Raw genomic sequence first — 25310 nt, forward strand, 5'->3', positions numbered from 1 at the left:
TTTTTTATTATTTAGTCCCAATTTTTTCTCACTGGACTTTCCTGCAAAAACTCCACCAACGATGCAATTGGGGACTTTAGATCAAGCGAAATTTTATTTTGAATACTCAACATCCTGTTGTCTTTATTTTCATCAATTACATCACCCCATGCATTAAACACCGCACTAATATCACTCCCCGTCGCCCTCCCCCCCGTATGCACCCCAAACAAATGCTCCCGTAACGGCCTAGTAACCGCAGGATCCTCAATACAAATATTCAACTCACTGTCCACCTGCATACTGCGCGTGTTGATGTTCGCGGAGCCCAGCGTGGTAAATACATCGTCGACGATCATCAACTTGCTGTGCACATACACATCCATCCAGTTATCGGGTGGGGAGTCGGGTGCTACCAAGGTGCAAATGTGTACTTTCAGGCCGGGGATTTCTGAGGGGGAGATCACTGCCTGAAGCTTCTCTGGGAGCTCTTTTTCAAGCTGCGCAACCTTGGAGCGAGCCTGCTGATGATTTTCTTTCAACGTCTCGTAGTACTGCGCCGCCGGTGCGTCATGGCCCGTGTCGTGTTTCTCTTTGAACAGGCGGGCATTCACCGCGGCCACGTGTTCGGCTTGTTTGGCTTGGGCTATGTCGGCCAGCAAATCGTCACGCCGCTCAGCCCTGGCGATGCCCGGCATCAGTTCCGGACGGCCCAACTGTTTCAGCATGCGAAATGTATTGACCGAGCCATCACCCATGGCCTCGCTGGTGGAGTTCGTCACAACGAACAAATACACCGGCCCGTCCTTTTCGAGATCGCGCCCCCAGTCCAGAAGATTTTTCACAACGCTTTTGATTTTCTCCGCCAGCGGCGGCCAGCGGAAATACTGGTTCTCGATATAGATGAATTGAGTCGTGTTGTTGACGGCCTGCAGGTAGAGCTTCTCGATGTCTCTCTTGTTTTCCTGACTCTGGGTCCTGAGTATCTGCGCCATGACCGGCGTGCCATGCCCAGGACGCACGCGCAGTTGCCGGGCAATGTGTTGACGAGGCCCCAGCAGGTCAATGCGCGTTTCTTTTTTCCAGGCAGTACAAAAATTGTGATTCAGAAATTCCAGCACCGGGCCCGACACACGGCTGGAAATGTCCTGCCTTGGCGTCTCGCCGTTGCGTCCGAATTGCGGATGATGCCGTTCATGGCTGTGATGATCGTCGTCCCAGTAGGCATCCAGCGTGTTGTGCCCCATCACGAACCCGACGGCAACCTCGGGTTTTTCGTAGTCCACCAGCACCATCTTCTGGTGATGGCTCGGCTCGGCAAACATCGCCACCGAACTCATGACTTTGTTGGTCATGTCGCGATTTTCATCCAGCGCGTTCACCGCCAGGCGCCAGGCAATTTCTGCTCGGTCCAGCAAGCCAAAGTCGCGAGTGACGAATTCAATATTCTTGATGCCCAGGCCGGGATCGTTACCCCACCTCAGCATGCGAAAAAAACGTTGCCCCAACTCCACCGGCCCGGTTTCAGCGCCGGTATAGGCAAGCCGGATCTGGCGATACCACAACTTGTCATACTCGACTTGCGCGTCGTTTCGGTTTTGCCTGAACTTGCCAAACCAATTGGAAACGTTGTCACCCGGGGTCGAATTTTCCGAAGTCTGGGCGACACGCAAGGTGTCGTACCAGCAAAGGATTCGGACTTGAACACCTTCATTGGCTTTCTTGATCAGCAGGTCACCAATGCACAGCGAACTGCTGTCCCCGCGCTTGAAATACATCGAAGGCTGAAAGCCCCAGCAGATTATTTCCACGCTGCTTTTGGCGGCGAGGATGGCGTCATACACCGCGCCGAATGCACGCTCGCCGTTCACCAGAGGTTCGAATGTCGCGGGCACCGGATGGTATTCGGTGTTCTGCACGAACCACGGCAGGTTGAGCGTGCACGAGGTGGTCTTGCTCGTCGCGATGGGGACAGTGATCGAGGGTGCGGTCATCTTCAAGCCTCCGGCTTCGGCGAGTTCAGTTGGGTGTAGGCCTGGCGAAACTGACTGGCGTCATCCGGGGGCGTGATCTCGGAATGTGGCTGGCTCGAATGGCGTTGAAAACCCTGATTCGCCCGTTCGGCGTTGTCCGGATTATCCGTGTAGTCGCCGGCCACCGGCACATCGTACTTGACCCCGTTAGCCAGCTCGATGCGGTAACGGCTGGTGGTCACATGATGATCAACGGCGATTTGGCCGCTGGCATCCATGACGCCGGTCCCCGCCGGTGCGCCATCGGCGAACACCTTGTAAGGCATGCCTGCCCACGGCTGATAACCCGCGGCACTGCTTTGTCCCGCCATCAATGTGAGCGATTGCCTGAGTGAGGCTGTGGGCCACGCCGGGTTGTCGCGGTTGAGTTGCGCCGGGCCGCTGAAGGTTTTTTTCATGCCCTTGACGTCCACGCTGCCGGGCGCGTGGATTTCGATGTTGCCACCTTTGATACGGATGTAGGCACCACCGCTGGTGAGAAGGATTTCATCCTGCGCGGCGATCTCGACGCTACGGGCCGTGGACGTAATGCGCACGCTGTCCTGGGCGGTAAGTTCGATGGAATCGTTCTGCGCCTGTATTTCGATTTTGCCTTTGGCCGCAAACAGTTTGGCGCCTGCGGCCTGGGCGAACAGGCTGATGCTTTGTGCCACGCTGGCCAGTAACGACTGACCACTGGCGAGATTGATGTCTTCGCCAGTCGAGAGCGTCAACTGCTTGCCGCTGTGCAGGTGGGTATTTTGGGGGGTCGCTGTGACGATGTCGGCAGGGGCCGAGGCGATCAACAGCGGCTTGTGGTAGCCAGCCGTCTGGCCCCGCCCGCCGCTACTGATGGCCGCAGCCGTGTCGCCGCCATTGCGCAGTTGCCGGTCGTTGCTCGCCAGGCCCTTGTCTGCGCTGCCGTAGCGCATTTGCGTATCAGCGTTCAGTTGATCAAGGCTGTCGATGCCTCCCGGCATCGGCAAGGCATTGTGTTGCTGAGCCAAGCCGGAGAGTGCCTTGACTCGCTCTTGTGCGTCAGTCAGTTGCTTGCGGACTTCCTGAATATCAAGCTGGCCGCCCTGAGCGTTGTTACGTGGCCATGTGCTGAGATACAACCCCTGTTGTGCACGCAAGGCCCCGTAGGCATCCGTGCGCAACTCAAAACCGCTGCCACGCAAGGCACCACGCTGATTACCTTGCTGGTCGATCAGGTAACCAAGGTTCAGCTGGCTGTGCCCATGACTGCTGTGAATCTGGGTCCGAACCTGTTCGGTGGAGTCGTCCATCACCCACTGGTTGTACCCACGCCCCTGGATTTCCTGGCTTCTATAGCCGCTCATCAAACCACTGGAGTGCCAGGCGGGCTTATGTCCTCCGTAGACCTGGCCCATCACCAAGGGTCGGTCGATGTCATTGTCGAGAAAGGTGATCACAACCTCCTCCCCCGAGCGAGGTACGTTCACACTGCCCCAGCCCTCGCCACTGCTGGCTTGCATCATGCGCAACCAGCATGAGCCCAACTCGCCATCCTTGACCAGCCGGTCCCAATGGAAGCGCACGCAAATCCGGTTAAGGCTGTCGGTAAAGACCTCGCGACCGCTCGGGGTCACGACGACGGCGGTCTGCGGCCCGGGATTGGCAGGTTTCGCATGTTCGAACGGGCTGCGATAGGCAACGTCCAGGCGCTGGGTCTCAAACCGGTTCAGGTAAAACCCTTCGCTATCCAAGGAAGGCGGCGTCCGCCCGTCCTCAGGTTCGAAAGGAGTTTTCAGGCTACCGGGCGGCCGGGGTCGATTTTTGCCTACTGGCAGGTTGCTTTGGGCATAGAACTCGACGGCGATGATCAGGAACTGGCAGTCCTTACCTGCCTTGTATTCGTACAACGGGTGTTGTGTCAGCTCGAAGCCTCGGCCCGGTTGCATGTGTCGCACGCCACCTTGTCCATGGATGCGTCTGGCCGCTGATTCGTCCTGCTCAATCTGCACCCGGCCGAGCCAGTCGCCTCGATCATGATTCTGCCAGGCGTATTGCCCCCGATATTGATAACGCTGGAGATCGGGCGGCGCCGATGCCGCAGACAGAGCGCGGACTTGCGTGAACTGTGCTCGGGCATGAGAGACATAATCGTTGCTGCTGGATTGCACCGTTCCATTGAGCAATCGGACACCGGGGCTCCACTGAGTCACGCTGTCCAGCCGGCCTGCTGCCTGTTGCGTGTGGAACCGCAGGGTCGCAGGGGTAAGCGTCGGCAGATGCAAGATATTGTCGGTAAATACGATGCAGTGGCTGTCCACCTCATGTTCCACATACCAGAACAAACCTTCTTGCTCGCACCAGCGCTGCACGAAATTGGCATCGCTTTCGTTGAACTGGGTCACATAGGACAGCAGCGGATATTCCTGTGACAGCTCAAAGCGATAAGCATCACGCGCTTGGCTGTAGTGCTGGAACACCTGAACGAAGATGTCGGGAAGGCTCACTTCCTGCCAGATCCTGCAATCCATCCGATGCTCCAGCAGACTGAACCAGGGAGCAAAGACCAGTTGCCAGTCCTCGAGAGCGCCGTCACTGCCAAGGTAACGCACGCTTTCTATCCAGCCATGCCGGGGACTCAGACTGCCGTCATCCAGCTTGATGCTCAATTGCACCGCTTGACCGATAAGTTGCTCCGGGTCGAATGCCGTGGATTGGTTGATCACGTCGACCGTGTAACGAGGCACACGCCCCAATCGTTCCTGAGCATGGGCGCGCAGCGCATACAGTTCTTGCCCCTGCGGCGTCGTGATTTGCAACAGGCGCCCGGCCTGGCTCAGCGACGGGTCAACCGAAGCCAGTGCGATGTCAGTAATGGAATTCACGCTTGAAACTCCCTGTTTCAGTTGTGCTTGAAGTTTCAGCCAATCAGCCAACCTTGCGGCTGGTTGAGCTGAGTACGGTCCAGTAACCAGACAACGCAATCAGAGTCCGCACTGGCGATAAGTCCGGCGAAGCCTATTTGCACCCATTGCTCTGTCACAGTCCCAAATCGGGCGCCAATCGGGATGATGCGAATGGGCTGATTGAGATCCAAACGAGGCAAGCAATCCGAGGCGTATTGACGCAACTGGCCGATGCTTTGGCGATCAAGCGCACCCTCACCGATCAGCACATTTACGCGCGTCGGATCGATGCCTGTTCGCTCACCCAGTTTCACCATCATTTGTTCAAATGCCTGAGTGTCGTTGCATCCCTGGGGGCTGTGCGAGCCGTGATCCAGACTGATCGGAGCGAACAGTTTTGGGCGGTCCACGGTCGTTCGTTCCAGCGGTTGCGGCTGACGACACAACAACACCGCGCAAACCGCTTCGCCAGCCACCTCATCTGCCGCACAGGCTGTTACTCGTTCTTCACAGGCCCAGGAATCGACGCTCAGGCACAGGAGAAATTGTGCTGCGGCCCTGCTTCCAGGTAACTCTGCCAGCCACTGCGCTGGCGCTTGCATCTGTAGGTCAAAACCACGTGTGGGCGACAGTTCAGGCGGCCAGAGATACACAACTCGGTCAAACCAGTCGAGGGCACTCAACGCATCTGGAACAAACAACACGACCTGAGTGTTGGACCAGTCGATAGACGCCCGCAACGCTGTTGACCATTGACTCAAAGCTGCGTGGAGAACCTCGCTGCAGCGATTGAGAGCCCCGACTTCTGGTCTACCCGCAGCGGGGGTCGCAAGACGGCTGATGGGTTGACGCAGTCCGCACGCATTGATGAGGCGTGAATCGTGAGTAAAGCCGTCAAACATGCCAGACAGCTCACTGGCGGGTAACGGTGAATCAAATGCCCCACAGGGCAACCAGATCCATGCCCGGACTATGCTGGCGCAGGAGGCGTTGAAATCGGCCGTTGGAAACACTGCCTCAAACTGGAGCTGTCTGTTCTCCTTGGCCAATCGCCGCTCAGAGATGCGATCGTAAATACTTGTGCGGGTTGTCATCTCTAGTCCTTAGAGAACACCGGTGTCCTTTTGCGTAGCAACCAGCGTCGCACCACAGGCGGTTGAATCACCTTCGCGAGCGACCGCTCTGTTGTCGACCTGCAGGGTTTCGTCGCCACTGACAATGGTGCATTCACCATGGGCACAGGAAACGCGATCGCCGAGCCTCGCCACTGCAAGATCATTGATGAAAGTCGAGGGAGAACCCTCAATCACTTGTCCTCCTTCAGAGGTCGGGTCGTTGATCACAATGATGGGGCGCAAGAAGGACGTCCGTGTTTGAAACTGGGCGGCCAGGAGACGCGCCAGAATTGAATGAAGTCGTGGCAGATCGAGAATTCCCAGGATCGATCCCACCAACGCCATCGCATCAGCTCAAAACAGTAAGCAATTGCGACGGCCTAACGTTACTGATGGCAGTAAAGCGTCACAAGTCGGCCCATTCCTTGATTCATGTAGCCCAAGTCCTAGGACGTGTAGCCTGCGTCCTAGGACCGAGTCTGAATGAGGGTTTGGAGTGCGGGGTCACTAAAACGCCGAGAATAAGAAAACGGCAGACGAGGCGGGTTTTGTGATGGATCTCTACCGAACGATTGCCGAGATCATTGCGTTTGCGTGGAATTTGAAAGGCAAGTTCCCGACCGGGCAGGATCCGGATGCACCGATAGTCGAGAAAGACATTACTGAACGCGGGGATGATTATTGAATCGGTGTTGAATGCAAAAAGATCGCAGCCTCATTTTACGAGACAGCTCCTACATTGGAATGGCGTACACCCTGTAGGAGCGGTCTTGTAAAACGAGGCTGCGATCTTTTGATCTTCTCAGTTCTTGTGAAGCTTGCTCATCAACTCCGCCTCAGCCTGGGTCAAGCCGCAAGACTGGGTCAGCTCGTCGACGCTTGCGCCCATCCCGACCAGTCGCGCCGCTTGGGCGAATGACAGGCTGGTGGGGTCGCGCTGTTCCAGCTGAGCCAGTTTGTCCGGCAAGGGCGCGACGATCGAGCGCAGCTCGTGCAGGTCTTCGCCCATGCGCACGTTGCCGTTCTGATAGTCGTCAACGCGCTTGGCCAGGTCCTTGATGCGCTGATCGCGCAGCGCTTCACCCTGGGCCTGTTGCGCGGCGATCTGCTTTTGAGCGCGAATGTACGCCAGAAACATTGCCAGCGTGCCTGCCCAAAACAGGAACAGGACAATGACCGCAACCTCAAGAATCAATCAGATGTTCTCCAGGTCCGACCATTCTTCTTCGCTCATCATCTTGTCCAGTTCGACAAGGATCAGCAGTTCGTTGTTCTTGTTGCACACGCCTTGGATGAACTTGGCGGATTCTTCATTGCCGACGTTCGGCGCGGTTTCGATTTCCGACTGACGCAGGTAAACCACTTCGGCCACGCTGTCGACCATGATCCCGACCACTTGCTTGTCGGCTTCGATGATCACGATGCGGGTGTTGTCGCTGATTTCGGCGTTCATCAGGCCAAAGCGCTGACGGGTGTCGATCACGGTAACCACGTTACCGCGCAGGTTGATGATGCCCAGCACGTAGCTTGGGGCACCCGGCACCGGGGCGATTTCGGTGTAGCGCAGGACTTCCTGAACGCGCATCACGTTGATGCCGTAGGTTTCGTTGTCCAGTTTGAAGGTCACCCATTGCAGGATCGGATCTTCAGAACCCTTTGCTGCCGTTGCCTTGTCATTCATACCCTGACCCCTCAAGAAACCGCCCTAGCGGTGTTGTTCTGTTATGTAGGTTTGTGAGCCGGCTTGCTGCCGCTCATGTGCTTTGCCCCACCGCTGGCGATCAATTCGGCCAGTTCGGAGACGTCGAGCAATGCACACATGTGTTCAATCACCGTGCCCGCCAGCCATGGCCGCTGACCACGGTGGCTGCGCCATTTGATTTCGTTCGGGTCCAGGCGCAACGAGCGGCTGACCTGATGCACCGCCAGCCCCCACTCGTAGCCCTGAACGGAAATGACGTATTGCAGGCCCTGCTTGAAGTCCTCGCGATAACGGTCGGGCATGACCCAACGCGCGGTATCCAGCACCTTAAGGTTGCCCGCCTGGCTCGGCAGGATGCCGAGGAACCATTCCGGCTGGCCGAACAACGGCGTCAGTTCGTGACCGGCCAGAGAATAAATCGAACCCAGGCACACCAGCGGCACCGCCAGGGTCAACCCGGCGACATCGAACAACAGGCATTCGAAGGGTTCGGCAGCCCATGCCGGACGCCCGTCGGTTTGCACCGGCGGTGGCGTGTTGGAGGGCGGCAGATGAACTTCGACAACCGGTGGCACCAAGGTTTGCAGCAAGGGCGCGACGGTTGAAACCGGCGCCAGAATCGGAGCCGGCGCTTCGATCACGGCCAGCGCAATTGGAGCCTCAGGTTCCACCACTGCGGCCACTGGCTCGGCAGCGACCCTGGTCTGTTGTGCATCGCGGGCCTGCTCTTCGAGCACGGCGGCATGGAACTCATCCAGCACCGCCCCGAACTCGATTGTTTCCGGCTGCGACTCGATTTCCGGCGACAGCTCTTCAGTGGCGTCTTGCAGCAAGCTGTCCAGATACGACTGGAGCGCCAGTTGCGGACGCGAGGTGATTTTCACCAACCGACTCATGGACGGCTCCCTGTAGGAGCTGCCGAAGGCTGCGATCTTTTAACAATCTTGGGAATGCCGCAAAGCCAGATCAAAAGATCGTCCGAACGCGGCACCGAACCTGCGGCAGCTCCTACACGGGTCGGGTTCATTTCAGGCCACCTGCGCGACGAGTTGCGCCGCTAGCAGATGCTTGAGCAATGCGCGGTAAGCGAGTACACCACGGCTCTTGCCGTCGAATTGCGAAGGCGTCAGCCCGGCGCGGCTGGCATCGCGCAACCGTGTGTCCACAGGGATGTAGCCCTGCCAGATTTCTTCCGGAAACTTGTCACGCAGGACCCGCAGCGTGCCAAGGGACGCTTGCGTGCGACGATCGAACAGGGTCGGCACGATGGTGAACGGCAGCGCCTGTTTACGTGAGCGGTTGATCATCGCCAGGGTATTGACCATGCGTTCCAGGCCTTTGACCGCCAAGTGTTCGGTCTGCACCGGGATCACCAGTTGCTGGCTCGCCGCCAACGCGTTGACCATCAACACACCAAGCAACGGCGGGCTGTCGATCACCGCGTAATCGAAGTCCTGCCACAACTGCGCGAGGCTCTTGGCAATCACCAGGCCCAGACCACTTTGGCCCGGTGACTGGCGCTCCAGGGTCGCCAGGGCGGTGCTCGACGGCAACAGCGAAATACGTTCGTCACTGGTGGACAGCAGCAACTGACCGGGCAAGCCCTGGGGCACGCTGCCCTTGTGCAGGAACAAGTCGTAGTTGCTGTGTTCCAGGGTGTCCGGGTCATAACCGAAATAGCTGGTCATGGAGCCGTGAGGGTCGAGGTCGACCACGACCACGCGCTTGCCCGCCTCGGCCAGTAACCCGGCTAAAGCGATGGAGGAAGTGGTTTTACCGACACCACCCTTTTGATTGGCGACTGCCCAGACTCTCATTCGAATGATTCCTCCCGGCCGAATGGATCGACCGAGAAATAGCTCAGCGTGTTAATGCGGGTGACGGAGAATTGACGGCGCTCTCTCGTACCGGCGACTTGACCGGGGTCGGTGCAGTTTGTGTGCCAGCACGCTTCAAGGCGGCATCCGGTTGCGCATTGGCCGTTCCGGTACCGGTGAGGCTGCGGCGAACGTCAAGATTGCGCGACACCACCAGCACAACGCGACGGTTGCGCGCGCGGCCCTCGGCGGTGGCGTTATTGGCCACCGGCTGGAATTCGCCATACCCCACCGACGCCAGACGACCGGGGTTCACCCCTTGCATCGCGAGCATGCGCACGATGCTGGCGGAGCGCGCCGACGACAGTTCCCAGTTGGTCGGGTACTGCGCGGTGCGAATCGGTTGATCGTCGGTGAAACCTTCGACGTGGATCGGGTTGTCGAACGGCTTCAGAATCGCCGCCACCTTGTCGATGATATTGAACGCGATGTCGCTGGGCATGGCATCACCGCTGCCGAACAACAGACTGGAGTTGAGCTCGATCTCGACCCACAACTCATTGCCGCGCACGGTCATCTGGTTGGAGCTGATCAAGTCGCCGAACGCCGCGCTGATGTCATCGGCGATGCTTTTCAATGGATCGCTGGCGCCGGCGACACCAGCGTCAACCTGGTCGCTATCTTTGACCAACGGCTTGGCCGGGGTCACGGTCTTCGGTCGTTCCTCGCCAATTGGAATCGGCTGCAAGGAGCGATCGGCGTCGGTGAAAACCCCGATCAGCGCCTGGGAGATGACCTTGTACTTGCCTTCGTTGATCGACGAGATCGAGTACATCACCACGAAAAACGCGAAGAGCAACGTGATGAAGTCGGCATAGGAAACAAGCCAACGTTCATGGTTTACATGTTCTTCATGCTGACGACGACGAGCCATAGTCCATTACCCCCATCAATCCATGAAGCCCTGAAGCTTCAACTCAATAGAGCGAGGGTTTTCACCTTCGGCGATCGACAGGATCCCTTCCAGCAACATTTCGCGATAACGCGACTGACGCAACGCGATGGATTTGAGTTTGGCGGCAATTGGCAACAGCACCAGGTTGGCACTGGCCACGCCGTAGATGGTGGCGACGAAGGCCACTGCAATGCCGCTGCCCAGTTGCGACGGATCACCGAGGTTGCCCATCACGTGAATCAGGCCCATCACCGCACCGATGATGCCGATGGTCGGCGCGTAACCACCCATGCTTTCAAAGACTTTGGCGGCTTCGATGTCGCGACTTTCCTGGGTGTAGAAATCCACTTCGAGAATGCTGCGAATCGCTTCCGGTTCGGCACCGTCCACCAACAATTGCAGGCCTTTGCGCGAGTAGCTGTCAGGTTCTGTGTCGGCCACGCCTTCCAGACCGAGCAAGCCTTCCTTGCGCGCGGTCAGGCTCCAGTTGACGACACGGTCGACGCCACCGGCCAGGTCAATGCGTGGCGGAAACAATATCCACGCCAGAATTTGCATGGCGCGCTTGAAGGCACTCATCGGCGATTGCAGCAATGCCGCGCCAATGGTCCCGCCAAGCACGATCAATGCCGCCGGGCCGTTGGCCAGCGCGCCGAGGTGACCGCCTTCAAGGAAGTTGCCGCCGATGATGGCGACGAACGCCAGGATGATCCCGATAAGGCTTAGAACGTCCATCAGATGCACGCCTCGACCAGATGCCGACCAATGTCATCGAGGCCGTAGATCGCATCGGCGAGCTCGGCTTTGACGATGGCCATCGGCATGCCGTAGATCACGCAGCTGGCTTCATCCTGGGCCCAGATCGAGCTGCCACCCTGCTTGAGCAGGCGCGCGCCTTCGCGACCGTCGGCGCCCATGCCGGTCAACACCACCGCCAGAACTTTGTCACCGTAGGTCTTGGCCGCCGAACCGAAGGTGATGTCCACGCACGGCTTGTAGTTCAAACGCTCGTCGCCCGGCAGGATTTTCACCGCGCCACGGCCGTCGATCATCATTTGCTTGCCACCCGGGGCCAGCAACGCCAGGCCCGGACGCAGGATGTCGCCATCCTCGGCTTCCTTGACGCTGATGCGGCAGAGCTTGTCCAGGCGTTCGGCGAAGGCCTTGGTGAAGGCTGCCGGCATGTGCTGGACCAGCACAATAGGCGCCGGGAAGTTGGCCGGCAACTGGGTCAACACCCGTTGCAGGGCAACCGGACCGCCCGTGGACGTGCCGATGGCGACCAGTTTGTAGGCCTTGCGTTTTGGTGCCGGCGAGGAAGGTGCGTGCGCAGGTGCACGACTCGGAATCGGAGCCGGTGCCGGACGCACAGGCGCGCTGCTGCCATAACTGCTGACACTCGAAGGCGCTGGGGCCGGGGCCGGTGCAGCGACAGGTGTCGGGGCAGCGTAGGCGCTGACACGACGATTACTGCGCGAGATGCTGAGAATCTTCTCGCACAGCAGTTGCTTGACCTTCTCGGGATTGCGCGAGATGTCTTCGAAATTCTTCGGCAGGAAGTCCACCGCGCCGGCATCCAGCGCATCCAGGGTTACCCGGGCGCCTTCATGGGTCAGCGAGGAAAACATCAGGACCGGGGTTGGGCAGCGCTGCATGATGTGCCGCACGGCGGTGATGCCGTCCATCATGGGCATCTCGTAGTCCATGGTGATCACGTCGGGCTTGAGGGCCAGCGCCTGATCGATCGCCTCTTTGCCGTTGGTAGCCGTACCGACGACCTGGATATTCGAATCCGCTGAAAGAATTTCCGAGACGCGGCGGCGAAAAAACCCCGAATCGTCCACCACCAGGACTTTGACTGCCATAAACACTCCGTTAGATGGAGCGAGGCTCAGTCGCCCCGCTCCACCAGAATCAAATACGCCGTGCGGCGTAACGCTTGAGCATGCTCGGAACATCGAGAATCAGTGCAATGCGACCGTCACCGGTGATGGTGGCGCCCGACATGCCCGGGGTTCCCTGGAGCATTTTGCCCAATGGCTTGATGACTACTTCTTCCTGACCCACCAGTTGATCGACGACGAAGCCGATCCGCTGGGTGCCCACCGAAAGGATCACCACATGGCCTTCGCGCTGCTCTTCATGAGCGGCGGAGCTGACCAGCCAGCGCTTGAGGTAGAACAATGGCAGTGCCTTGTCCCGCACGATCACCACTTCCTGGCCGTCCACCACGTTGGTGCGCGACAGGTCGAGGTGGAAGATCTCGTTGACGTTCACCAGCGGGAACGCGAACGCCTGGTTGCCGAGCATCACCATCAGCGTCGGCATGATCGCCAGGGTCAACGGCACCTTGATGACGATCTTCGAACCCTGGCCCTTGGCCGAGTAGATGTTGATCGAACCGTTAAGCTGGGAAATCTTGGTTTTCACCACGTCCATGCCCACGCCACGACCCGACACGTCGGAGATCTCGGTCTTGGTCGAGAAGCCTGGCGCGAAGATCAGGTTGTAGCATTCGGTGTCGCTCAGGCGGTCAGCCGCATCCTTGTCCATCACACCGCGTTTTACCGCGATGGAGCGCAAGACATTCGGGTCCATGCCTTTGCCGTCGTCGGAGATCGACAACAGGATGTGATCGCCTTCCTGCTCGGCAGCGAGGATCACCTTGCCACCGCGGGACTTGCCCGAGGCTTCGCGTTCTTCCGGCGACTCGATGCCGTGGTCGACCGCGTTGCGCACCAAGTGGACCAGCGGATCGGCCAGCGCCTCGACGAGGTTCTTGTCGAGGTCGGTTTCTTCGCCGACCAGTTCCAGGTTGATCTCTTTCTTGAGCTGGCGAGCCAGGTCGCGAACCAGACGCGGGAAGCGTCCGAAGACCTTCTTGATCGGTTGCATCCGGGTCTTCATGACCGCGGTCTGCAGGTCGGCCGTGACCACGTCGAGGTTCGACACGGCCTTGGACATGGCCTCATCGGCGCTGTTGGCACCCAGGCGCACCAGGCGGTTACGCACCAGAACCAGCTCGCCGACCATGTTCATGATTTCGTCGAGACGCGCGGTATCGACCCGCACAGTGGTTTCGGCTTCGCTGACCGGTTTTTCCGCAGGCGCCGATGCCGGAGCACGGGCCGGAGCCGGTGCCGCAGCAGGTTTCGGTGCTTCAGCTTTAGGCTCAGGCGCCTTGGCCACGGGTTTCGGCACAGCCGCCTTCGCGACCGGGGCAGCAACGGAAGCATTGCCGCCGGTTGCACTGCCGACTTCGAACTTGCCTTTGCCGTGCAACTCGTCGAGCAATGCTTCGAATTCGTTATCGGTGATCAGATCGCTGCCCGCCGCGGCGGCGGTGGGTGCCGCAGGTGTCGGCACCGAAGCAATGGCCGATTCCAGCGCATCGACAGCAAAGTTGCCTTTGCCATGAAGCTGGTCGAGCAGTGCTTCGAATTCGTCGTCAGTAATGTCGGAGCTGTCGCCTGGTGCTTTCGGGGCTTCAGGCGCGACAGGTGCAGCAGACGCGGCCACCGCGTCAACGGCGAACTGACCTTTACCGTGCAACTGGTCGAGTAACGACTCGAACTCTGCATCGGTGATTTCGTCGCTGGACGCCGCATCGCTGGCAGGCGCAGGCGTTGGAGCAGCCGCCGGCGCCTCGGCCTGGGCCTTGACGGCGTTCAGCGAGTCCAGCAGTTGTTCGAATTCATTGTCGGTGATGTCACCCGATTCGCTTTCGGCAACAGGTGCTTCAACCTCGGCGACAGGCGCAGGAGCGGCTTCGTCAGCCGATTGCGGTTCAGCCAGACGGGCCAGCGCCGCGAGTAACTCCGGCGTCGCGGCCGTGATCGGGCTGCGCTCGCGGACTTCGCTGAACATGCTGTTCACCGCGTCCAGTGCTTCGAGAACCACGTCCATCAATTCCGAGTCGACGCGACGTTCGCCCTTGCGCAGGATGTCGAAAACGTTCTCGGCGATGTGACAGCACTCCACCAGCTCGTTGAGCTGGAGGAAGCCGGCGCCCCCTTTTACAGTGTGAAAACCGCGAAAAATTGCATTGAGCAAATCCGCATCATCCGGACGGCTTTCCAGCTCGACCAGTTGCTCGGACAGTTGCTCTAGAATCTCGCCGGCCTCAACCAGGAAATCCTGAAGGATCTCTTCATCGGCGCCGAAGCTCATTAAGGGTGTGCTCCTACAGGTCTAAAAACCCAAAAAACCTAAAATTCTAAAACTCTAAAATCCCAGGCTGGATAACAAATCGTCCACATCGTCCTGACCGGACACAACGTCTTCTCTTTTATCGGCATGAATCTGCGGACCTTCACCCTGAGAGAGATGTTTTTGTGGATCTTTTTCTGCAAGCATCGCTTCACGGTCATGTTCGATGCCCGCGAAGCGGTCCACCTGACTGGCCATGAGCACGAGCTTGAGCAAATTGCTTTCGACTTCGGTGACCAGTTGGGTCACTCGCTTGATCACTTGACCGGTGAGGTCCTGGTAATCCTGGGCGAGCAGAATGTCGTTGAGGTTGCTCGACACCGCGCGATTGTCTGCGCTGCTGCGTGCCAGGAAGCCGTCGACTCGCCGGGCCAGTTCGCGGAACTCTTCAGCGCCGACTTCGCGGCGCATGAACCGCCCCCAATCCGTGCTCAACGCCTGGGCTTCGTCAGCCAGGCTGTTGACCAGCGGCGTGGCGTTTTCCACCAGGTCCATGGTGCGATTGGCGGCCGCCTCGGTCAGTTTGACCACATACCCCAGACGCTCGGTGGCGTCGGTGATTTGCGACACTTCCTCGGCTTGCGGCATGTTCGGGTCAATCTGGAAATTGACGATCGCGCTATGCAGCTCGCGGGTGAGCTTGCCCACTTCCTGATACAGGCCGCGGTCACGGGTCTGGTTGAGCTCATGGATCAATTGCACAGCATCGCCAAACCTGCCTTTTTCAAGGCTCGCGACCAGTTCGACGGCGTGTTTTTTCAGGGTCGATTCAAAATCGCCCTGGGATGATTCGTTATGCCCCATAGCTCCCCCGTGGCGCAGTTCAACCGATGCGTTCGAAAATCTTCTCGATTTTTTCTTTCAACGCCTGGGCCGTGAAGGGTTTGACCACATAGCCGTTAACACCGGCCTGGGCCGCTTCGATGATCTGTTCGCGCTTGGCTTCAGCGGTCACCATCAGCACTGGCAAATGCTTGAGTTTTTCATCGGCACGCACGTGGCGCAGCAGATCGATACCGGTCATGCCAGGCATGTTCCAGTCCGTTACCAGAAAGTCGATGCTCCCGCTGTTGAGAACCGGAATGGCAGTGGTGCCATCGTCAGCCTCGACCGTGTTGGTGAACCCAAGGTCACGCAACAGGTTTTTTATGATCCGCCGCATCGTTGAGAAGTCATCAACGATGAGGATTTTCATGTTCTTGTCCAATTCGACCTCCAAGCAGACTAAAACGCGCCCAGCACCTGGACGCGCCATTTCAATCAATCTGGCAAAGCACTCGATGACTGTCTGGAGTACAACGGATCGAGACCGGCGCGGTTCAACACCCCACCAGCCACGTCGCAGTGCCCCCACACTGCCTTCAGCGCGCTCGCCACTCTCCCAAACGCCCCCGCAAACGGGCCGCGCACTGGCTGTGTAACTGGCTGACCCGAGATTCGCTGACTCCCAGGACCTCACCGATTTCCTTGAGATTCAACTCTTCGTCGTAGTACAGCGCCAACACCAGTCGCTCACGCTCCGGCAAATTGGCAATCGCGTCCGCCAGCGCTGCCTGGAAGCGTTCATCTTCCAGATCGCGTGACGGCTCGAGATGAGCACTCGCGCCATCCTCGTGCAGCCCTTCGTGTTCGCCGTCCTGCAACAGATCGTCGAAACTGAACAAGCGGCTGCCCAGGGTGTCGTTCAAAATCCCGTAATAATCGTCGAGACTCAATTGGAGTTCGGCCGCAACTTCATGATCTTTAGCGTCACGGCCGGTTTTAGCTTCAATCGAGCGAATGGCGTCGCTGACCATCCGGGTATTGCGGTGGACCGAACGTGGCGCCCAATCCCCTTTGCGCACTTCATCGAGCATCGCGCCGCGGATTCGAATGCCCGCGTACGTCTCGAAACTCGCGCCTTTGCTGGCGTCATATTTTGTTGATACTTCAAGCAGGCCGATCATCCCGGCCTGGATCAGGTCTTCGACCTGGACACTGGCTGGCAGGCGTGCCAGCAAATGGTAGGCAATGCGTTTGACCAGTGGCGCGTAACGCTCGATCAGCTCGTACTGCGCGTCACGCGCCGACTTCTTGTAGAGGTTGTAACCGCTGGCGGTCATAGCACGGGTCCTGCCGTTTGTTGCACGAGGCGCTCGACGAAAAACTCCAGGTGCCCGCGCGGGTTGGCAGGCAGCGGCCAGGTATCGACCTTTTGCGCGATGGCCTTGAACGCCAGCGAACACTTGGAACGCGGGAACGCTTCGTAGACCGCGCGCTGCTTCTGCACGGCCTTGCGCACGCTTTCGTCGTATGGCACGGCGCCGACGTATTGCAGGGCGACGTCGAGGAAGCGGTCCGTAACTTTGGTCAGTTTGGCGAACAGATTGCGGCCTTCCTGCGGGCTCTGGGCCATGTTGGCCAGGACGCGGAAACGATTCATGCCGTAATCGCGGTTGAGCAATTTGATCAGTGCGTAGGCGTCCGTGATCGAAGTCGGCTCGTCGCAGACCACCAGCAACACTTCCTGCGCTGCACGTACAAAACTGACTACCGAGTCACCAATACCCGCAGCGGTGTCAATCACCAGTACGTCGAGGTTGTCGCCGATGTCGCTGAAGGCCTGGATCAGGCCGGCGTGTTGCGCCGGGCTCAAATGAACCATGCTCTGGGTGCCGGACGCCGCCGGAACAATGCGGATGCCGCCCGGCCCTTGCAACAGGACGTCGCGCAGCTCGCAGCGGCCTTCGATCACGTCGGCCAGAGTACGTTTGGGTGTCAGCCCTAGCAGAACGTCGACGTTCGCCAGGCCCAGGTCGGCGTCCAGCAACATGACGCGCCGGCCAAGCTCAGCCAAAGCCAGGGACAAGTTCACTGACACGTTAGTCTTCCCGACGCCACCTTTGCCGCCGGTCACCGCGATCACCTGTACGGGATGCATGCTGCCCATGTTATTTCTTTACCTTGTCTTGCATAGACGGAGGCCACATTACTGGCTGCGCGTTCACAAACGGAACAATGCATGGCAGACCATCGATGTAGGTACAAAAACGATTCATTTTTACCTCAGCCAACCTGCTTGGTCGGACTGTGGTAGATGTCAGCGAACATGTCAGCCATGGCTTCTTCGCTGGGTTCTTCCTGCATTTGCACGCTGACGGCGCGGCTGACCAACTGATGACGACGCGGCAGATGCAAATCATCCGGAATCCGCGGGCCATCGGTCAGGTAAGCCACTGGCAACTCATGACTGATGGCCAGGCTCAACACCTCGCCCAGACTGGCCGTTTCATCCAGTTTAGTCAGAATGCAGCCGGCAAGCCCGCAACGCTTGTAACTGTGATAAGCGGCGGTTAGAACCTGTTTCTGGCTAGTGGTTGCCAGGACCAGATAATTTTTTGATTTGATGCCTCGTCCGGCCAGGCTTTCGAGCTGCATGCGCAGCGCTGGATCGCTGGCCTGCAGGCCGGCGGTGTCGATCAACACCACGCGCTTGCGCAGCAGTGGATCCAGCGCTTGGACCAGCGATTGGCCCGGATCAACGTGCGTCACCGACACGTTGAGAATCCGACCGAGGGTCTTGAGCTGCTCCTGGGCGCCGATGCGGAAGCTGTCCATGCTCACCAGCGCAATGTTCTGCGCGCCGTATTTGAGCACGTAACGGGCGGCCAATTTCGCCAGGGTGGTGGTCTTGCCCATGCCGGCAGGGCCGACCATGGCAATCACGCCACCCTCTTCCAGCGGTTCAATTTCCGGTGTGGCAATCATCCGCGCTAGATGCGCCAGCAACATGCGCCAGGCCTGACGGGGTTCTTCAATATCGGTAATCAGCGCCAGCAAATCCCGCGACAACGGGCCGGAGAGCCCGATGCGCTGCAAACGGCGCCACAGGTTGGCCTGAGCCGGGCGGCTGCCTTGCAGTTGATTCCAGGCCAGCGAGCCGAGCTGTACTTCCATCAGTTCGCGCAGGCTGTTGAGCTCGGAACGCATGGAATCGAACGCCCGTGGGTCCACACCGCTGGAGGCAGGTGCGGCGGCCGGTGCAGGACGACGAGGCTCGCTGTAGGTTGGTTCGATCAGCGGTTCGGCGGCGGTCAGCGGCAGGCCGGCGAACAACTGGCGATTGGTCGCATTGTCGCTCTCGCCATCACTACGCAGGCTCAATTCAGCCTGGGCGGTGACGATCCGCGATTGGGTCTTGCGCAGCTCGTCTTCGAGCTCCATGTTCGGCACGCGCGGAGCCAGCGCCGACAGCTTGTAATCCAGGGCAGCCGTCAGCTCGACACCACCGGCAATGCGGCGGTTGCCAATGATGGCGGCATCGGCGCCCAGCTCATCACGAACCAGCTTCATGGCCTGACGCATATCGGCGGCGAAAAAACGCTTAACTTGCATAAACCACTACCTCAGCCGTTGGGCCCTACTGTCGCAACGATGGTCACTTGCTTGTTGTCAGGAATTTCCTGGTAAGCCAACACGTGCAAACCCGGGACTGCCAGTCGGCCAAATCGCGAGAGCATCGCGCGAACCGGACCGGCTACCAGCAGAATCACCGGTTGACCTTGCATCTCTTGACGCTGTGCGGCGTCGATCAACGAACGCTGCAGTTTCTCAGCCATGCTTGGCTCCAGCAGAACGCCCTCTTCCGAGCCTTGTCCTGCCTTCTGCAGACTGTTGAGCAATATTTGTTCCAACCTTGGCTCCAGCGTGATAACTGGCAGCTCGGAGTCAGTGCCTACAATGCTTTGGACGATTGCGCGGGATACGCCGACGCGCACGGCTGCCACCAATGCGGCAGTATCTTGACTCTTGGCAGCGTTGTTCGCGATGGCTTCGGCGATGCTGCGAATGTCGCGCACCGGCACTTGTTCAGCGAGCAGCGCTTGCAATACTTTGAGCAGTTGCGACAGCGACACCACGCCCGGCACCAGCTCTTCCGCCAGTTTTGGCGAGCTTTTGGCCAGCAATTGCATGAGTTGCTGTACTTCTTCGTGGCCGATCAGCTCACTGGAATGCTTGTACAAGATCTGGTTCAAGTGAGTTGCCACTACTGTACTGGCATCGACCACTGTATAGCCAAGGGATTGCGCCTGCGAACGCTGGCTGATTTCGATCCAGACCGCCTCCAGGCCGAAAGCCGGATCTTTGGCGGTTATGCCATTAAGCGTGCCGTAGACCTGCCCCGGGTTGATCGCCAGTTCGCGCTCCGGGTAAATCTCGGCCTCGGCCAGGATCACCCCCATCAGGGTCAGGCGATAGGCGCTTGGCGCCAGGTCGAGGTTGTCGCGTATATGCACGGTCGGCATCAGGAAGCCGAGGTCTTGTGAGAGCTTCTTGCGCACACCCTTGATCCGCGCGAGCAACTGGCCGCCCTGGTTACGGTCCACCAGCGGAATCAGGCGATAACCCACTTCCAGGCCGATCATGTCGATCGGCGTCACGTCATCCCAACCCAGCTCCTTGGTTTCCTGGGCGCGAGCCGGCGAAGGCAACAGTTCCTTCTGACGCTTGACCTCTTGCAGTGCCTGCACCTTGGCGACGTTTTGCTTCTTCCAGAACAGGTAGGCGCCGCCCGCTGCGAGAGCCGCCATGGTCAGGAAAGAGAAATGCGGCATGCCGGGCACCAGGCCCATGACCGCCATCAAACCAGCGGCTACTGCCAGCGCCTTGGGCGAGGCGAACATTTGACGATTGATCTGCTTGCCCATGTCTTCCGAACCGGAAGCACGGGTCACCATGATCGCCGCCGCGGTGGACAACAGCAGTGATGGCAATTGCGCCACCAAACCGTCACCAATGGTCAACAGCGCGTACACCTTGCCGGCGTCGCCGAAGGTCATGCCGTGCTGGAAGATACCGACCGCCATGCCGCCGATCAGGTTGATGAACAGAATCAGCAGGCCGGCGATGGCGTCACCGCGCACGAATTTGCTGGCACCGTCCATGGAACCGTAGAACTCGGCTTCCTGAGCCACTTCCATGCGGCGCAGTTTGGCCTGGTTCTGATCGATAAGTCCGGCGTTCAGGTCGGCGTCAATGGCCATTTGTTTGCCAGGCATCGCATCGAGGGTGAAGCGCGCGCTCACCTCGGAAATCCGCCCGGCGCCCTTGGTCACCACGACGAAGTTGATGATCATCAAAATCGCGAAAACCACGATACCCACCACGTAGTTCCCGCCGATCACCACCTCACCGAAGGCCTGGATCACCTTGCCCGCGGCCGCATGACCGTCCTGACCGTGGAGCATCACCACCCGCGTCGAAGCCACGTTCAACGCCAGCCGCAACAAGGTCGCCACCAGCAGAATGGTCGGGAACACCGCGAAATCCAGCGGCCGCAAGGCGTACACGCAGACCAGCAGCACGACAATCGACAGGGCAATGTTGAAGGTGAAAAACACGTCCAGCAGGAACGGCGGCACCGGCAACATCATCATCGCCAGCATGACCAGCAGCAACAACGGCACACCCAGGTTGCCCCGACTCAAATCGGCAACGTTTGTGCGAGCAGTGTTGAATAACTGAGAGCGATCCACCGGTTTTCCCCGTTCCTTTAAAGCAAACTTTTGACGCCTGAAGCAGGCGCAGGGCGGCTACTGCAAGAAGCTTTCCAACTTTTGCCGGAGCAGGAAATAGAGGGTTTTCATAGGCAGAATCAAAAGATCGCAGCCTTCGGCAGCTCCTACTTTGGAATGCATTTCCCTGTAGGAGCTGCCGCAGGCTGCGAGCTTTTGATTTTTCGCTAACCCCCGGTTAATACGACCTCTCCAATCTGAAGCCCTGCGGCGGATATCGATAAAACCCTGAATACAGTAAGGAAGCGGCAATGCAGCAACCGAAAACAATTGAGTACACCAGTACCGCCAAGTGGCTGCACTGGGGCATGGCGCTGGTCTGGATTTTCAGTTGGACGCTGGGCATGTTGGCTACGCATTGGCGTGACGAGCTAAACCCTCAGCATGAGCTGACCTTTTTGCACAAGGCGCTGGCCAGTACTTTGCTCTTTGCCATCGTCCTTCGCGTCGCATGGCGATTGACGCACCGACCGCCTGCCTTGCCCGAAAGCATGTCTGCATCAATGAAACGCGGCGCGATGATCGGGCATGTTTTGCTTTACGCCGTCGCCCTGATCGCCTTGCCACTTTCGGGTTGGTACTGGAGCTCGGTTGCCGACAAACCCATTCTGGTGGCGGGTCTGTTCTTTCTGCCGCCACTGGTCGACCCCGATCCAGACCTCTACGACCTTGCCAAATACATTCATACCTGGACGTCGTGGTTCTGTGGTGCGTTGGTCGGCGGGCATTTGTTGATTGCGCTGAAGCATCAACTGATCGACAAGGACAACATCCTGACCGGGATACTGCCCAAGTTGAGGCGCTGAGAGGTTTTCGCAAGCGAAAAAAAGATCGCAGCCTGCGGCAGCTCCTACAGGAGAACGCATTTCAATGTAGGAGCTGCCGAAGGCTGCGATCTTTTGATTTTCAGTGACTCATCCCGCCGCAAATCCGGCGGAATCGGCAAGTCATCCTTAAGCGGCTCCGGCCTCGCTCCAGACAGCGGAACTAGCAGTTCTGCTAGTACCCACCATCAACTTCCGCGCAGATACTCAAGCGCTCAATCCTTGCAAATCCGGAGCGAGCAAATGGCTTCCACACAAATAACACAGCGTTGCACCTATCGGTACGATCCACTGGATCGGCTGATCAACCAAACCCAACCCGATACACCCACGCATCAGCGCTTTTACTGCAAAAGCCGCCTGGCTACTGAAATTCAGGGTGCGACGAAGCATTCGATCATTCAGCACGACGACCTGCTATTGGCTCAGCAACAACGTGAGGGCGATGCACTCGACACCACGTTACTGATCACCGACCTGCAGCGCTCGGTGCTCCATACGCTAAAGAAGGCTACTCAGCCGCAACCCATCGCCTACTCGCCCTACGGCCATCGTCCGGCATTCAATGGTTTGCTCAGCTTGTTGGGTTTTAACGGGGAACGTGCGGATCCGGTGACCGGGTATTATTTGTTGGGGAATGGGTATCGGGCGTTTAATCCGGTGTTGATGCGGTTTAATAGTCCGGATAGTTGGAGTCCGTTTGGAGAAGGTGGATTAAATTCGTACATGTATTGCGAGGGAGATCCTGTAAACAACGGAGACTCGACGGGACGGATGTCTTTGAGCTTCCTATTTCAGGCGCTTCCGTTTATGCCGACCCGAAACACGACATCCGTTACCAACAACTTGGTCAGTGTCGCTCCAACTCTTACTCCAGCACAAAGATTACCGATAATGGGCTCCACCCAAACAGTTCTGCCCAATTCAAGAGGACTAAATGTAACTACCCCCCGAGCAGTGGTTACACCGCAACCTATACAAAACACCACCAAAGTCCCTGGAAATTTTTCGACTTCCAAATCAATTAGCGCGGAGCCGATTAACTATATTGGATACGATCACAGCCTCACTCGGGACGCACTAAATATATACTCGACACCTACACCCGTTAACTCAACACATCGTAGTACCAATGCCTCTAGTTGGAGAAGAATAGATACCACACCTATAAACTTCACCGAAACTCAAAATACCAAACCTATAAACCTCACCAAAACTCCCCCCCCTCCCCTAGACAGCCCTAAAAAATCGGCAAATAAAATTCGCTGGGATGACCATGACGTTTTATTTTAATAATGGACAGCACAGAAACATACAGAAAAACACTCATACTTAATCCCGCCGCAAATCCGGCGGAATCGGCAAGTCATCCTTAAGCGGCTCCGGCCGCTTTCCTTTGCCTGCCCGGTATTGGCGAATCTGATAGACATACGCCAACACCTGCGCCACCGCCAGATACAACCCACCCGGAATCTCCTGCTCAAGCTCGGTTGAGTAGTAAATCGACCGCGCCAACGCTGGAGATTCCAGCAACAGAATCTCGTTAGCCGCCGCGATTTCGCGAATCTTCAGTGCCAGGAAGTCAGTCCCCTTGGCAATCAGCATCGGCGCACCGCCCTTGTCCGGATCGTACTTGAGCGCCACCGCGTAGTGGGTCGGGTTGGTGATGATCACGTCCGCCTCGGGAATGGCGGCCATCATCCGCCGCTGGGACATCTCTCGTTGCAGCTGTCGAATGCGTTGCTTGACCTCCGGCCGCCCTTCCTGATCCTTGTGTTCGTCGCGCACTTCCTGCTTGGTCATCAGCAGTTTCTTGTGGCTTTCCCAGAGCTGTACCGGAACGTCCACGGCGGCGATGAGGATCAACCCGCACGCCATCCACAGCGTGCTCCAGCCGACCACTTGCAGGCTGTGGATGATCGCCCGGTCCAGCGGTTCATGGGCGATGCGCAGCAAATCGTCGATGTCCGCCGACAGTACCGCCAGGGCCACGAAGAGGATGATGAAGAACTTGGCCAAGGCCTTGAGCAGCTCCACCAATGCCTTGGTGGAGAACATGCGTTTGAGGCCGGGTGCGGGGTTGAGCCGACTGAACTTGGGCGCCAGGGAGCCCGCCGCGAACAGCCATCCGCCCAGGGAAATCGGGCCAATGATGGCGGCCAGCACCAATGTAAGCATCACCGGCTGAATCGACCACAGGGCAATCAGTCCCGAGTGCAGCAGATAACTGGCCATGGAGCGTTGATCCATGATCACTTCCCGCGGTATCGAGAAGTTCAGGCGCATCAGCTCCATCATGTCTTGCGCCATGGCCCCGCCGAAAATCAGCAGTGCACTGGCACCAACCAACATGATGGCCAAGGTATTGAGCTCCTTGGAGCGTGCAATTTCACCCTTCTCCCGAGCGTCCTTTTTCTTCTTCTCCGTGGGATCTTCTGTTTTGTCCTGACCGCTTTCGCTCTCAGCCATGACTCAGCGCGCCTGTGCCAGTTCGCGTAAAAACTGCAAAGCCTCGGAGGCCAGCGGTTGATACTGATTGAGAATGTCCGCCAGACCGACCCAGACGATAAACAGCCCGAGCACCAGTATCAGTGGGAAACCGATGGAAAAAATATTGAGCTGCGGTGCCGCCCGGGTCATCACGCCGAATGCAATATTGACCACCAGCAACGCGGTAATCGCCGGCAACACCAGCACCAGCGCCGCGCCAAGCACCCAACCCAGCTTGCCGGCCAGCTCCCAGAAATGATTGACCATCAACCCGCTCCCGACTGGCAGCGTAGTGAAGCTTTCGGTGAGCACTTCGAACACCACCAGATGGCCATTCATCGAGAGGAACAATAGCGTCACCAGCATGGTGAAAAACTGCCCGATGACCGCTGTCGACACGCCGTTGACCGGGTCGATCATCGAAGCGAAGCCCATGCCCATTTGAATGGCGACGATTTGCCCGGCAATGACGAAAGCCTGGAAGAACAGTTGCAGCGAAAACCCCAGCACCGCACCGACGAGGATCTGCTCGGCAATCAGCAACAACCCGCTCAAGTCCAGCGCACTTACCGGGGGCATGGGCGGCAGGCCCGGGGCGATGACCACGGTAATCGCCACGGCGAAATACAGGCGTACCCGGCGCGGCACCAGGGTCGTACCGAACACAGGCATGACCATCAGTATTGAAGCCACGCGAAACAACGGCAACATGAAGGTCGCCACCCAAGTGCTGATCTGGGTATCCGTCAATTGCAGCAGCGAGGACATGGC

General features: G+C 58.3%; 22 protein-coding genes and 1 pseudogene. 3 read left to right on the plus strand and 20 right to left on the minus strand.

The genetic code is table 11. The features are described from left to right. Positions 1-11 precede the first annotated feature (11 nt). The 4 genes from KGB21_RS07700 to KGB21_RS07715 are packed head-to-tail and all read right to left on the minus strand — an operon-like array spanning position 12 to position 6231. Positions 12-1973, minus strand: a complete 1962-nt coding sequence (locus KGB21_RS07700; RefSeq protein WP_223504572.1) for a phospholipase D-like domain-containing protein — start codon at positions 1971-1973, stop codon at positions 12-14. Between the two features lie 2 nt (positions 1974-1975). Further along, positions 1976-4852, minus strand: coding sequence for a type VI secretion system Vgr family protein (locus KGB21_RS07705; protein WP_223504574.1), 2877 nt, complete (start codon positions 4850-4852; stop codon positions 1976-1978). Between the two features lie 35 nt (positions 4853-4887). Next, entirely contained in the window at positions 4888-5967 is a 1080-nt protein-coding gene (locus tag KGB21_RS07710; RefSeq protein ID WP_223504576.1) for a hypothetical protein, read from the minus strand. Between the two features lie 9 nt (positions 5968-5976). Next, positions 5977-6231, minus strand: coding sequence for a PAAR domain-containing protein (locus KGB21_RS07715; RefSeq protein ID WP_223504578.1), 255 nt, complete (start codon positions 6229-6231; stop codon positions 5977-5979). Positions 6232-6547: 316 nt separating this feature from the next. Between KGB21_RS07715 and KGB21_RS07720 the strand changes: the two are divergent. Further along, positions 6548-6673: pseudogene (locus KGB21_RS07720) on the plus strand (flagellar biosynthesis protein FlhB); the annotation flags it as partial. A gap of 117 nt (positions 6674-6790) precedes the next feature. Here the strand turns inward: KGB21_RS07720 and KGB21_RS07725 are convergent. The 14 genes from KGB21_RS07725 to flhA all read right to left on the minus strand — a co-directional run bounded on the left by KGB21_RS07725 (position 6791) and on the right by flhA (position 21186). Next, positions 6791-7183 (minus strand): DUF2802 domain-containing protein, encoded by a 393-nt coding sequence (locus KGB21_RS07725; protein WP_223504580.1) that lies wholly within the window; start codon positions 7181-7183, stop codon positions 6791-6793. Continuing rightward, positions 7184-7669 (minus strand): chemotaxis protein CheW, encoded by a 486-nt coding sequence (locus KGB21_RS07730; RefSeq protein WP_007946765.1) that lies wholly within the window; start codon positions 7667-7669, stop codon positions 7184-7186. A 41-nt stretch (positions 7670-7710) separates the two neighbouring features. After that, entirely contained in the window at positions 7711-8586 is an 876-nt protein-coding gene (locus KGB21_RS07735; RefSeq protein WP_223504582.1) for a CheW domain-containing protein, read from the minus strand. A 132-nt stretch (positions 8587-8718) separates the two neighbouring features. Then, entirely contained in the window at positions 8719-9507 is a 789-nt protein-coding gene (locus KGB21_RS07740; RefSeq protein ID WP_034146297.1) for a ParA family protein, read from the minus strand. Between the two features lie 43 nt (positions 9508-9550). Further along, complete coding sequence (motD, locus tag KGB21_RS07745) at positions 9551-10441, minus strand: flagellar motor protein MotD (protein WP_034146296.1); 891 nt, start codon at positions 10439-10441, stop codon at positions 9551-9553. A 15-nt stretch (positions 10442-10456) separates the two neighbouring features. Further along, positions 10457-11197, minus strand: a complete 741-nt coding sequence (locus KGB21_RS07750; RefSeq protein WP_034146295.1) for a flagellar motor protein — start codon at positions 11195-11197, stop codon at positions 10457-10459. Then, positions 11197-12327 (minus strand): chemotaxis response regulator protein-glutamate methylesterase, encoded by a 1131-nt coding sequence (locus KGB21_RS07755; protein WP_223504584.1) that lies wholly within the window; start codon positions 12325-12327, stop codon positions 11197-11199. The genes KGB21_RS07750 and KGB21_RS07755 overlap by 1 nt, the downstream gene beginning before the upstream one ends. A gap of 49 nt (positions 12328-12376) precedes the next feature. Then, positions 12377-14632: a chemotaxis protein CheA gene (locus tag KGB21_RS07760; RefSeq protein WP_223504586.1), complete on the minus strand. Its 2256-nt coding sequence runs from the start codon at positions 14630-14632 to the stop codon at positions 12377-12379. 54 nt (positions 14633-14686) lie between these two features. Next, entirely contained in the window at positions 14687-15475 is a 789-nt protein-coding gene (locus tag KGB21_RS07765) for a protein phosphatase CheZ (RefSeq protein ID WP_034146292.1), read from the minus strand. Between the two features lie 19 nt (positions 15476-15494). Beyond that, complete coding sequence (locus KGB21_RS07770; RefSeq protein WP_003183998.1) at positions 15495-15866, minus strand: chemotaxis response regulator CheY; 372 nt, start codon at positions 15864-15866, stop codon at positions 15495-15497. A gap of 166 nt (positions 15867-16032) precedes the next feature. Continuing rightward, positions 16033-16773, minus strand: coding sequence for an RNA polymerase sigma factor FliA (gene fliA, locus KGB21_RS07775; protein ID WP_007894214.1), 741 nt, complete (start codon positions 16771-16773; stop codon positions 16033-16035). Then, the gene (fleN, locus tag KGB21_RS07780; protein WP_008001746.1) at positions 16770-17600 is read right to left on the minus strand and encodes a flagellar synthesis regulator FleN; all 831 of its coding nucleotides are present in this window, start codon (positions 17598-17600) and stop codon (positions 16770-16772) included. Before fleN ends, fliA begins: the two co-directional genes overlap by 4 nt. A gap of 116 nt (positions 17601-17716) precedes the next feature. After that, positions 17717-19045, minus strand: coding sequence for a flagellar biosynthesis protein FlhF (gene flhF, locus KGB21_RS07785; protein ID WP_034146291.1), 1329 nt, complete (start codon positions 19043-19045; stop codon positions 17717-17719). Positions 19046-19056: 11 nt separating this feature from the next. Beyond that, positions 19057-21186 carry a flagellar biosynthesis protein FlhA gene (gene flhA, locus KGB21_RS07790; RefSeq protein WP_223504588.1) on the minus strand — a complete coding sequence of 710 codons (2130 nt, stop codon included), beginning with the start codon at positions 21184-21186 and terminating at the stop codon, positions 19057-19059. Positions 21187-21476: 290 nt separating this feature from the next. Here flhA and KGB21_RS07795 point away from each other — a divergent pair, with 290 nt between their 5' ends. Continuing rightward, positions 21477-22031 carry a cytochrome b gene (locus KGB21_RS07795; protein ID WP_223504590.1) on the plus strand — a complete coding sequence of 185 codons (555 nt, stop codon included), beginning with the start codon at positions 21477-21479 and terminating at the stop codon, positions 22029-22031. A 261-nt stretch (positions 22032-22292) separates the two neighbouring features. Then, positions 22293-23342, plus strand: a complete 1050-nt coding sequence (locus KGB21_RS07800; protein WP_223504592.1) for an RHS repeat-associated core domain-containing protein — start codon at positions 22293-22295, stop codon at positions 23340-23342. 39 nt (positions 23343-23381) lie between these two features. Here the strand turns inward: KGB21_RS07800 and flhB are convergent, their stop codons facing one another. Further along, complete coding sequence (flhB, locus tag KGB21_RS07805) at positions 23382-24518, minus strand: flagellar biosynthesis protein FlhB (protein WP_223504594.1); 1137 nt, start codon at positions 24516-24518, stop codon at positions 23382-23384. A 3-nt stretch (positions 24519-24521) separates the two neighbouring features. Next, entirely contained in the window at positions 24522-25307 is a 786-nt protein-coding gene (gene fliR / locus KGB21_RS07810; RefSeq protein ID WP_223504596.1) for a flagellar biosynthetic protein FliR, read from the minus strand. Between the last annotated feature and the right edge of the window lie 3 nt (positions 25308-25310).

It is taken from the genome of Pseudomonas sp. GL-RE-29 (assembly GCF_019947275.1).
Taxonomy (GTDB): domain Bacteria; phylum Pseudomonadota; class Gammaproteobacteria; order Pseudomonadales; family Pseudomonadaceae; genus Aquipseudomonas; species Aquipseudomonas fluorescens_A.